The organism is Geminisphaera colitermitum TAV2, assembly GCF_000171235.2.
In the GTDB taxonomy this organism is placed as follows: Bacteria; Verrucomicrobiota; Verrucomicrobiia; order Opitutales; family Opitutaceae; genus Geminisphaera; species Geminisphaera colitermitum.
Genome location: NZ_ABEA03000195.1, coordinates 59,862 through 71,690 on the forward strand (window position 1 = coordinate 59,862; position 11,829 = coordinate 71,690).

At 59.1% G+C, this 11,829-nt stretch carries 9 protein-coding genes; all 9 read left to right on the top strand.

The genetic code is table 11. The features are described 5' to 3' along the window. Positions 1–15: 15 nt before the first annotated feature. The 9 genes from OBACDRAFT_RS22665 to OBACDRAFT_RS22705 all read left to right on the top strand — a co-directional run bounded on the left by OBACDRAFT_RS22665 (position 16) and on the right by OBACDRAFT_RS22705 (position 11,523). Positions 16–1,518 (top strand): FAD-dependent oxidoreductase, encoded by a 1,503-nt coding sequence (locus OBACDRAFT_RS22665; RefSeq protein WP_043589215.1) that lies wholly within the window; start codon positions 16–18, stop codon positions 1,516–1,518. 199 nt (positions 1,519–1,717) lie between these two features. Next, the gene (locus tag OBACDRAFT_RS22670; protein WP_043589217.1) at positions 1,718–2,971 is read left to right on the top strand and encodes an autotransporter-associated beta strand repeat-containing protein; all 1,254 of its coding nucleotides are present in this window, start codon (positions 1,718–1,720) and stop codon (positions 2,969–2,971) included. A gap of 338 nt (positions 2,972–3,309) precedes the next feature. After that, positions 3,310–4,521, top strand: a complete 1,212-nt coding sequence (locus OBACDRAFT_RS22675; RefSeq protein WP_043589218.1) for a glycoside hydrolase family 5 protein — start codon at positions 3,310–3,312, stop codon at positions 4,519–4,521. Then, a complete protein-coding gene (locus tag OBACDRAFT_RS22680; RefSeq protein ID WP_043589219.1) occupies positions 4,518–5,717 on the top strand; it encodes a glycoside hydrolase family 5 protein in 1,200 nt (399 codons plus the stop codon). Before OBACDRAFT_RS22675 ends, OBACDRAFT_RS22680 begins: the two co-directional genes overlap by 4 nt. A 72-nt stretch (positions 5,718–5,789) precedes the next feature. Continuing rightward, the gene (locus OBACDRAFT_RS22685; RefSeq protein ID WP_081722290.1) at positions 5,790–7,055 is read left to right on the top strand and encodes a glycoside hydrolase family 5 protein; all 1,266 of its coding nucleotides are present in this window, start codon (positions 5,790–5,792) and stop codon (positions 7,053–7,055) included. A gap of 369 nt (positions 7,056–7,424) precedes the next feature. Then, the gene (locus OBACDRAFT_RS22690; RefSeq protein WP_043589223.1) at positions 7,425–8,537 is read left to right on the top strand and encodes a glycoside hydrolase family 5 protein; all 1,113 of its coding nucleotides are present in this window, start codon (positions 7,425–7,427) and stop codon (positions 8,535–8,537) included. 4 nt (positions 8,538–8,541) lie between these two features. Beyond that, on the top strand, positions 8,542–9,672 hold the full coding sequence (locus OBACDRAFT_RS22695) for a hypothetical protein (RefSeq protein ID WP_043589224.1): 1,131 nt from the start codon (positions 8,542–8,544) through the stop codon (positions 9,670–9,672). After that, complete coding sequence (locus tag OBACDRAFT_RS25970; RefSeq protein ID WP_052362398.1) at positions 9,669–10,322, top strand: type II secretion system protein; 654 nt, start codon at positions 9,669–9,671, stop codon at positions 10,320–10,322. Before OBACDRAFT_RS22695 ends, OBACDRAFT_RS25970 begins: the two co-directional genes overlap by 4 nt. Before the next feature lie 241 nt (positions 10,323–10,563). Beyond that, the gene (locus OBACDRAFT_RS22705) at positions 10,564–11,523 is read left to right on the top strand and encodes a dihydrodipicolinate synthase family protein (RefSeq protein ID WP_043589226.1); all 960 of its coding nucleotides are present in this window, start codon (positions 10,564–10,566) and stop codon (positions 11,521–11,523) included. Positions 11,524–11,829: the final 306 nt, after the last annotated feature.

Below are 11,829 nucleotides of genomic sequence, written 5' to 3' on the forward strand. Positions count from 1 at the left end.
CGCCTGCCGAAATTCATGCACACCATTGCCACAACCACACTTCCCGCGCTTACCACTGACGTCCTTGTCATTGGTTCCGGAGCCGCCGGACTCACTGCCGCAATCGCCGCCGCACGCAATGGAGCCAGCACCCTACTCGTCGAGTCTGCCGGATTCCTCGGCGGACTCTCCGCCACGCTCCCCTGGCTAGGCTTTCACGACCGCGATTATCGCCAAGTCGTCAAAGGACTCCCCGCCGAATTTGTTCACCGCCTCCAGCAAGCCCGCGCCGCCTCGCCCTACGAATACGACATCAAGTGCGCCTCCGCCGTCAGCATCGACACCCACCGATGGAAATGCCTCGCCATGCAACTCTGCGCCGAGGCTGGCGTGAAGCTCATGCTCCACACCCATTTCCTGGACACCCTCCGCGACGGCGACCGAGTCACCGGCGTGCTCGTCCACCACAAATCCGGACTCCAGCGTATCCACGCCCGCACGACAATCGACTGCACTGGCGACGGTGACGTTGCCGCCCGCGCTGGCGTTCCTTGGGAAAAAGGCCGCACCGGCGACGGACTCGTTCAGGCGCCGACTCTTGTTTTCCGTCTCGGTGGCGGCGACCGTTCCGCCTTCATCGACGGCTGCAAACGCGAGGAACTCAACTACCGCGAATGGCTCGCGCCCTATCCTGAACTTCGGGCCAAAACGCTTGCCCGCCTCGACCGCATGCAAGTCATCATCTGCGGCGGATTCGCCCCCCTGCTCGCGCAAGCCCGCGCCGCGGGCGACCTCGACCTGCCGCAAACCCGCATCGTCGGCGTCAAGACCCACATCCCCGACGAATTCACCGTCGTCATGACCCGAGTCCTCGGCCTCGACCCCGTTGACGTCCACAGCGTCACCGCCGCCTACGCCCGCGTTTACGAGCAGATCCCGCCGCTCGTGTCATTCTTTCAAAAATACGTCCCCGGCTTCGCCTCTGCGCGTCTTCTCGAAATCGCACCCATGCTCGGCATCCGCGAAAGCCGCCGCATTACCGGTGACTACCTCCTCACAGAAAACGACCTGCTGAACGGCTGCGTTTTTAACGACGCCATCGCCATGGGCGCTTACCACATCGACATTCACCGCCCCGCTGGCACCTGGGTTGAATCCCGAAACGTCCGCGCCTACACCATTCCGCTTCGCAGCCTCATCGCCCGCGGGGTCGATGGCCTCATGATGGCGGGCAAGTGCATCTCGGCCGCACACGAAGCCGTCGCATCCACCCGAGTCATCCCCATTTGCATGGCCCAAGGCCAGGCCGCGGGCACAGCCGCCGCCATTGCTGCCCGCCGCCGTGCCAGCATCCGCCAGACACCACTCACCGAACTCCAAACCCTGCTCCAGCAACAAGGTGCCGAGATCGGCCGCACCCTCGAACCACCCAACCAAACTCTCATCGATGAAATCGGACAACTTCCATTCGACGAACCTCACACCACCGGCGACCGCGATGCGGCCTCATCCGCCTCCTTGGCATGGCTCCAACGCTGAAACCAACAATCTTCTTTATGGTATCTTTATGGAACCACGACATTGCGCTTTTGAAACCGACAAGTTGCACCGATGGTCTTGCAACAGCCCAGTTCCGCATCACCCGCTCGATAACATAAAACCCCGTTTACAGCCGCCACATTCCGCCTGCGCTCCTGAATATTCCCGACAACCCGAAACACCAAATCCTAATCCTGCTATGAACACCACCACCCGATACCTCCTATCCTCCGCCGCCGCCCTCCTGCTGGGCAGCTCCGCTCTAACCGCCGCCGACTTCATTTGGAACTCCGCTAGCAACGCCAATTATACGTCCGACGCGGCTTGGAAGGGCGGCACCAGTCCACATTCGAGCACTTCTTCCACCACGAACAGCATCGGCACTCCGGAGACTTTCACCAACGTGGGCATGAATGGCGGTGGGTCCTACGTGCAGAATTTCAACGTCATACTCACACAAAACTGGTTGTGGCGTGCCCCTAATACAGTCAACGGCCTCCTGCGGATCACCGGCACTCTCACCAAAGCAGGGGATGCCGCGCTGACCTTCACCAACTCTGCGGTCGATACACAGACCTTTACACTCACCATCAACCAACTCAACGTCCAAGCAGGCGTTTTGAATTTTGGACAAACCCGTGAGAGATCGAGAGAACAACTCAAGACCCTCACCGTGACGGGGGGGACCACGATTGCCGCCACCCTGAACGTCAACTCCCCCTCCGCTTCCTTCGCCGAGGTTACCCTTAGCGGCGGCATATTCAATATCCTTCAGGCCAGTGATGAGAGCGCAGCCAACACGACCTACGTCGGCGGCGTCACCGTGAAGGGGCTATCCGGCAACAGCGGCACCGTGCAAACACGCGGGGGAGATACGTGGACGACCTCCCGTGCCGCGCAAGGCACGCTTACTCTTTCCGCCGAGAGCGGTTCCGGTTCCTACACTTACGGCGGCACGCTGGCCGACGGCTCGGCAGGGAGCACCTTGGCTGTGGTGAAGGACGGGGACGCGTTCTCCCAGACGCTGACCGGCACCAACACCTATACCGGCGGCACCCGGGTCGAAGCCGGAGTCCTTGCCACCGGCGTGACGGGCGACTTCGGAACCGGTGATGTCCGCGTGCTCGCCGCCACGCTCACCTTGGGCAACGCCACCTCGATTGCCGACACCGCGACACTTTTCTTTAGCGACACCTCCACGATCAACCTGAGCTTCACCGGCACCGCGCTCATCGGTGCCCTGACCAACGAAACGAGCGGAACCAGCGCCGCCGACGGCCTCTACACTGCCGCTCAACTCAACGCATTTTTCGGGGGTAATATCTTCAACGGAGACGGCTTGCTAGGGGTAGGTGCCGCCATTGTCCCCGAGCCCGCCACAGTCACCGCCCTGCTCGGACTGATTGCCGCAACCCTTTTCCTAGCCTGCCGCCGTCAACGCTCCGCCTCCTAAGCATATTTGAAAAGTGGCGCGGACGTCTCGCCCGCTGTAGGGGCGTCGCTTGCGACGCCCGCGCCAGCCGGATGGATTTACCGAATACCAGAAGAGCAATCGCAGGCCGAAACGCGGTCGCGGGCTTCGCAAGCGAAGCCCCTACAACGGAGAGGCGCAGGTGCGGGCGTCTCGCCCGCATCTGATAGCTCTGCCTCTCAACCCTGTTTCAGAACAACATGTCACACCTCTGCCGCCGTTTGTTTGGTAAAAAAACGCGCACAATATTCCGCATAACATCACGTCCTAACTCCTAATTTCTCCTTCCTAATTCCCCTCCCCTCCCCCCCCCCCCTTCCATGAGAATCAAGCGCCTCCATCACCTTTTCACACTACTGGCCACGCTCGCCTTCCTCTCGGCTGATGCCGCCGCATCCGCAGCTACGGCGGCGACCGACGACACCGGTGTCGAGCGCACCCTGTATGCCCGCTGGCGCGGAGCCAACGCTCACATCAAGTCCCTGCCACCCGCGCTGATCGAGTATCTCGCCGCCAACAAAGCGAATGCCATTCGCATCCTGATGGAACTCGACATCCACGACGAAGCTTATGCCAAGGAACTCCGAACCACCAAACGCAAGCCCAAGGTTCCCACGCCCGAAGATCCCCTCGCTCCCTACGAACTCCACCTCGCACGACTCGACTCGCTCATTCCCCTCTGCCGCCAGCACGGTATCCAAATAATCCTTACTGCGGGCGGAGTGTATGGAAAAAGCGGCAAGCACGACGTCTTTTACGAAACCGGACGGGACGACCGCGACCCGCACCTGATCGACTTCTGGCGTGCCATGAGCAAACGCTACAAAAACGAACCGACCATCGTCGCCTACGGCATCAAAAACGAACCCAACTATCGCGACCCCAAGCTCGCCAAGGAAATCTGGTGGGACTGGCTTCTGCCCGAAACCATCAAGGCGATCCGGGAAAATGACAAAAAGGCCTGGCTCGTGGTGGAATCGCCGCCCAACGGGTCCTTGGCCTGGGGCTTCGCGAAGATACCAACAATCGATGACAAGCGCGTTATCTACGCTCTCCACCACTACATGCCGCACGCCTACACGCACCAAGGCGTGCGCGCCATCCAGAAGCGCGGCCCCGACACCCGCGGAGCCTACACCTATCCCGGCGACTCCCCGCGTTTCGACGGCGGCAAAATGGTCACAGGCTGGGACAAAGCCGCTGTCGAGCGGACGATGAAAGAAGTTTTCCTCTTCCAAAAGCGCAATCCGGGTTCGCGGGTGCTGGTCAGCGAATTTGGCGTCATCCGCTGGGCGCCCGGCGGTGCTCAATGGCTGACTGACTCAATCGAAATTTTCGAGCGCCACGGCTGGGACTGGACCTTCCATTCCCTCGCTGAATGGCCCGGCTGGGACCCCACCTACGAGGCGGACGCACCCATCAAACGCCGCCCGAAATTCGAGGAAGGTATCCAAGAAACGGATCGTCTTAAAGCCGTCAAAGCCGGCTGGTCCCTCAACACACGCGACACCTCCCGCGCATCCAAACCATGAAGCACCTCTTCCTACCTCTCCTCATGACCGCAGCCCTCTCCTGCGTTCTCCCATCGGCATCCGCAGCATCGACCGATGCCGCCGATGCCGGTGTCGAGCGAGTCCTGCATCCACGCTGGCGCGGAGCCAACTCGCACATCAAGTCCCTGCCACCCGAACTGATCGAGTATCTTGCCGCCAACAAAGCGAATGCCATCCGCATCCTCATGGAGCTCGATATCCACGACGATGTTTATGCCAAGGAACTCCGAACCACCAAACGCAAGCCCAAGGTTCCCACGCCCGAAAACCCTCTCGCACCCTACGAACGCCACCTTGCGCGACTCGACGCTCTGATTCCCCTCTGCCGCCAGCACGGTATCCAAATCATCCTTACCGCAGGCGGCCTGTATGGAAAAAGCGGCAAACACGATGTCTTCTACGAAACCGGACGGGACGAAACCGACACCCACCTGCTCGACTTCTGGCGAGCCATCAGCAAACGCTACAAAAACGAACCCGTCATCGTCGCCTACGGCATCAGGAACGAGCCCAACTACCGCGACCCCATCATTGCGAAAAAAATCTGGTGGGACTGGCTCCTGCCCGAATCCATCAAGACGATCCGTGAAAACGACAAAACAGTGTGGCTGATGGTGGAGCCGCCGCCCGCCGGATCCTTGCCCTGGGGCTTTGCGCAAATACCGGTGATCGATGACCCGCGTGTCATCTACGGTCTCCACCACTACATGCCCCACGCCTTCACGCACCAAGGCGTGCGCGCCGTCCAAAAGCGCGGCCCCGACACCCGCGGAAAATACACCTATCCCGGTAAAGCCCCCCGCTTCGACGGATCGGACACGCTGGTTCACTGGGACAAAGACACCATCGAAAAGCGCGTCCTGCACGAAGTCATTCTCTTCCAAAAACGAAATCCCAACGCCCGCATTTTGGTCAGCGAATTTGGCGTCATTCGCTGGGCACCGGGCGGCGCGCAATGGCTGGCCGACTCGATCGACCTCTTTGAACGCCACGGCTGGGACTGGACCTTCCATTCGCTCGCGGAATGGTCCGGCTGGGACCCCACCTACGAGGCGGACGAACCGCTCAAGCGCCGTCCCAATTTCAGCGAAGGCATCCAGGAAACGGCGCGCCTCCAAGCCATCAAAGCAGGCTGGCTGCTCAACGCATCGGAAAAATCAAACGTTAAGAATTAAGGGAACGAACCCACACACACGAAACGCCTAAAAATATTTGTAACCAAACCCGACGGCGAAGCCGCCCCTTCGATGTTGGACGTTCAACGTTCGATGTTGGATGTTCGGCAGCGAAGCTGCCCTCCCCCCCCCCCCCCCATCTGGACAATGAAGCACCTCTTCCTAGCTCTCCTCATGACCGCAGCCCTGACCTGCGTTCTCCCGTCAGCATCCGCAGCATCGACCAATGCCGCCGATACCGCTGTCGAGCGCGTCCTTCACCCGCGCTGGCGCGGCAACACCGAAAGCCTGGGCAAGGCCAGTGTCGAAAAAATCGAATTTCTGGCCGCGCAACACGTCAATTTCATCCGCTACCACATCAACATTGACGCGCGCATTGAGGAATTTCGTTCCCAGATCAGAGCGGAGAAACGCAAGCCCGCCGCGGCCACGCCAGAAAATCCCCTCGCACCCTACGAACGACACTTCGCTCGTCTCGACGCATTGCTGCCGACGCTGCGCCGACATGGTATCCAGATAATGCTTACAGCCAGCACGCTCTACGGCAGCCCGCAAGGCGATGTCTTTTATGAGACCGATAAGGACGACTACAACCGGCACATGCCCGAGTTCTGGTCAGCCGTGAGCAAACGTTACCGGCACGAGCCGACCATCGTCGCCTACTGCATCAAAAACGAACCCAACTATCGCGACCCCATCCAAGCCAAGAAAATCTGGTGGAACGACCTTTTCCCCAACTCGCTCAAGGCCATCCGTGCAAATGACGACCAAGTATGGCTGGTGCTGGAGTCCCCACCGACCGGAGCCTTGGCCTGGGGTTTCGCGCACATACCGGCGATTGATGACAAACGTATCATCTACGCATTCCATCACTACATGTCGCACGCCTACACCCACCAAGGCGTGCGAGGGATTCAAAAGCGCGGCCCCGACACCCGCGGTGCCTACACCTATCCCGGCGAGGCACCACGCTTCGACGGAGGCAAACCCGTCTATTGGGACAAAGCCGCCGTCGAGCTTACGATGCACGAGGTGTTTCAATTCAAAAAACGAAACCCTGGCGCACGCATTTTAGTCAGCGAATTTGGCGTCGCTCGCTGGGCCCCCGGCGGCGCTCAATGGCTGACCGACGCAATCGAAATTTTCGAACGCCACGGCTGGGATTGGACCGTCCATTCCTTCGGCGGATGGAACGGCTGGGATCCGACATACGAAGCCGACGATGGTCCGCGCAACCGTCCCGATCCCACCCAAGACATCAAGAACACCGACCGTTTCCAGGTGGTGAAAGCCGGCTGGGCACTCAACGCACCGGAAAAATCAAAAAATAAGAATTAAGGGAGGTTCTGAAAATTGAAAAATCACACAGAGGACACAGAGCAGGCACAGAGATTGGGGAGGACAAAACGACTCCGCACCTTTTCCCGTTAATAAAATTTTTCCATTTAAAATAAATGACTTACAGAAATATCACCTTGCAGAAAAAACATCCGATAATCGGACAGACCTCCCCAAGCTCTGTGCCCGCTCTGTGTCCTCTGTGTAATTCTTAGAAGCTCCCTTAAGAAAACGAACCCACTTACACGAAACGCCTAAAACCATTTGTAACCAAACCCGACGGCGCAGCCGCCCCTCCCGCCCTCTTTCCTACTGCTCATTGTTCATTGTTCACTGTTCATTGCCCCCCCCCCCCCCCCTCTCCAAACCATGAAACACCTCTTCCTTCCTCTCCTCATGACAACAGCGCTGACCTGCGCCCTCCCGCCTGCAAGCGCAGCATTGACCGCAGCCGACGATGCCGGTGTCGAACGCGCCCCTCATGCACGCTGGCGCGGAATCAACGCCCACATCCGCTCCCTCAACGAACCCTTCCACGACGTCCTCGACTACGCGGCCAACCAAGGTGCCAACGCCATCCGCATCAACTTCGAACTCGATTCCCTCGACCCCGCCTATCTCAAGGAACTCCAAGCCGCCGGCCTCAAGGCCAAGGCACCCACTCCCGAAAACCCTCTCGCGCCCTACGAACGCAACCTCTCCATACTTGATTCCATCCTTCCCATCTGCCGCCAGCTCGACGTGCAGGTGATCCTCGCCGCCGCCGACCTGCACGGCAGCAGCAACGACGTTTTCTACAAAACCAGCCAGCGCGAACGCGACGCGCACCTGATCAACTTCTGGCGCGCCATCAGCAAACGCTACAAGGACGACCCGATCATCGTCGCCTACGACATCAAGACCGAGCCCAACTGCGCGGACACCAAGCTCGCCAAGAAAACCAAGTGGAACTCGCTCCTCTCCGAATCCATCAAGGCGATCCGCTCCAACGACAAAAAAGTGTGGCTCGTCGTCGCCGCTTCGCCCAACGGCAGCACACCGCAAGGCTTCGCCCAAATGCCGCTGATCAAGGACCCGCGCGTCATCTACACCTTCCAGCACTACACGCCTTACGCCTATACGCACCAAAGCCGTCAAGCTATCCAGAAGCCCGACTTGGACAAAGCCGCCATCGAGCGGACAATGGAAGCAGTTGTCCTCTTCCAGCAGCGCAATCCGGGTGCGCACATCTTAGTCGGCGAATTCGGCGTCATCCGCTGGGCACCGGACAGTGCGCAATGGCTGGCAGACTCGATTGAAATCTTCGAACGCCGCGGCTGGGACTGGACTTTCCAAACCATTGGCGAATCACCCGACTGGGACCCCACCTACACCGCTGACGACGAAGGCAAAAAACGTCCGTCCTTCAAAAAAGGCATTCAAGAAACCGACCGCCTCAAAGTCCTGAAAAACGGCTGGGCACTCAACGCCGCACAAAACTAATTCCATGTCCTCTTTCGACCCATCCGCCTGGAAAAAAATCGGGAACGTAATCTCTCCGGAGACCATTCCCGGCCGCATCATCAACTTCAGCTCCGACGCAGAGCCTGCCGCCGCCGGGGACACTTGGCGTATCTGGTTCGACATCGAGGAAAACGGTGGCCGCAACATCTGTTTCGCCGACGGCTCCGTGCACGAACCGTCCGCCATGCAACGCACACGCGCCGTGCTTTCCTCCGGTCCGGCGGATCTCTCCGCGCCGCTTTCGCTTGGCAATCTCCCCGATCGATGGAATCCGCGCCATCCCCAGCATCTCCGGCTCAAGGACGGCACCCATCGCCTCTACTTTTGGACCCGATACCCCGGAGTCACCCGCTACCTCGCAGCCGACAGTGTGGACGGCCTCCACTACACGGTGATCGACCCGCACCGCGCCTGCTTTTACCATCCGCACGACCGCGCTGTCGCGGAAAACGCCGTGCCGGACGGTCTCACCTTCGATGGCAACCGCCACGCCTCGCGCCCCGCCAACGAACCCGCCGCGCTTCCCCACCAAGTCGTCAACGACGCCACCACCGTCTATCAACTCCCCGACGGCACATTCGAGGCTTACACCGCCGTCATTGAGCAGATGCCGGGCCGCAAAAATGACCCCGGCTATGTCGCCTACGACAACGCCGTCGGTTACCGCCGCTTCATCCGGCGTTTCGTCAGTGCCGACGGTCTGACATGGAACGGCCCGGTCGGCGAAATCCGGCCCGACGCCTCTGATCCGGCTGATCTCCAATTCTATTATCTCACGGTCACGCACACGGAGCGCGGCAGGGTGGGCTTGCTCGGTCACTACCGTTGCGCCGCGCAGACCATCGACGTGGAACTTTGTTTTTCGGATGACGGCGTCACTTGGCACCGCCCCTACCGGAAAACGCCTTGGCTCCCGCGCGGACGTGAGGGCGAATCCGACCATTGCATCATTATGCCGGGCCGCAGTCTCGTCCGCCACGACAAGGCCTGGTGGTTGTTTTATAGCGGATACAACTTTCTGCACAACCACTCACGCAGCTTCGGTGGTCCTGAAGCCTCGCACCTCATGTGCGCCAGCATTCCCGAAATCCCTTTCCCCCCAAACATGTCATGAATAATCCAATACCAAACGTCTCCGCAAATGCGCGTCTTCCCCTGAAGGCGTTTACCTTGATCGAACTGCTCACGGTCATCGCCATCATCGGAATTCTCGCCGCAATCATGATTCCAACCGTCGGCGCAGTGCGCAAAAAAGCCAACACTGCCAAGGCGATTACCAACCTCCGCAGCATCTACACTGGTTTTATTCTCTACGCGAACGAGAACAAGGACCAGATCTGCCCCGGCAACGATGCGAACTTCACTGGCAACGATGCGCATTTCCCTTGGCGCCTCAGGACATACGTCAACCAGCCCGACAAGGTTTACAAGACGCCCCAGTCGATCTTCCAACACCCCATGCACGAGACACTATATACCTTGGGCAGTTTTAAGATGAACATTAAGTGTTCCCGTGCGAGCGCAACGGCTCCGGTCAAGCGGTTCTCGGAATTTGATGTCCCTGCGTTGCGACTGTTCTTGTTCGACTGCGGCACCGATACCCTTGGCGGCGGAGGCCACAGCGGCGACCCGAATCTCATCGTCAAGCGGCACGACGGCAAAGCCATCCTCCTCTTTCTCGATGGCCGTGTGCAGTTCCGTGCGCAGCTCGATGCATCAGAAAAAGGCTTCTGGGTCGGCCAAGTCTCTCCCGCCAGTCCGTGAAATCGGACTACATTAATCGCAAAAACAACGCTCCATTTTTTTTCTCAAAACAGGAAAACGCACAGTGGTCTTCTTAAAAACTATTCTGCGCTGACAGCGCGTCGATGCTGACGTCGCCCTCTGCGTCCCCTGTTGCAACTGCTTCGTCCAACTCTCCCTCGTCGCCGAAATCGACACTGCACTCGTTCCGTTTCCATCGCTCCATCGCCCCATCCTCACCTCGCATAACCACGCAAATTTTATGAACTCACTCGACATCCGAATGGTTGCTCCGCTCGCACCGCTGCATGCTGATGGCTCGCTCAACACTGCGCTCATCAGTCGTCAGGCTGACATTCTTCGCCGTCGCGGCGCACAAGGATTTTATCTCTGCGGCGGCACGGGCGAAGGCCAGCTCCTCACCGTCGCCGAACGCAAACAAATCGTCGAAACTTGGCGCGACATCCTCCCGGCAGACGTTCCCATGATCGTCCACGTCGGCTCAGGCAGTCCGATGGACGCCATTGACCTCGCACGCCATGCGCAGGCAATCGGCGCGAGTGGCGTGTCGTCCGTCACACCCTCGCCCTACGCCGCGCGCGACATGAACGCGCTCGTCGCACACTTTGCCGCCATTGCTGCCGCCGCGCCTGCGCTGCCGTTTTACTACTACCACAACTCCGCCTCGCCCGGACTGAAAATCAAAGCCGTCGATTTCCTTGCCGCCGCGCAGAAACAAATCCCGACGCTCGGTGGCATCAAATACACCGACGCCGATCTCATGGATTACAGCCGCGCCCTCCGCTTCGACGGAGGCCGTTACGCCGTCCTCTACGGCAAGGATGAAATGTCACTCGGTGCGCTTGCCATGGGTGCGCGCGGATTCATCGGCGGCTCTTACAACATCCTCAGCCCACTTCTTCGCCAAGTCCTCCAATGTTGGGACGACGGCCTTCTGGACGAAGCCCGCGCCGCGCAGGACACGCTCATTGATTGTATTGCGATTTTCGGACGCTACGGCGGTCTCTCCGCGCTCAAAGCTGCAAGCCTTGAACTCGGACTTGATCTCGGTCCCATGCGCCTGCCCCTTCCTACTGTTCCCGTATCCAATATTCCACGACTACACGCCGATCTCGACGCCGTCTGGCCTGAATGGCGTGAAACATCGGCACCATCCCGCATCATTGAGCCATCGCGGAACGGTGTCTCGGCACACTCTTAGAACATTTTCGGTTTATTTTGTCTCACGCAGAGACGCAGAGAACGCAGAGTCGGGAAAATACAATATTCGTAATTTATTTATAATCAGCAATCTGCATTTTCCCTGCGCCTCTGCGTCTCTGCGTGACCTCTTAAACCTTGCGACAAATTGAACCGACAATGCTCCAGTATCCATTTTTCCACTTCGCAAATATCAGCTACGACATCCCCTGTGCGTCGCTTCTCTACAGGGAGGTTCTCAAAATTGAAATGTACACAGAGGACACAGAGAAGGCCCAGAGATTTGGGAGGACAAAACGACTTCACA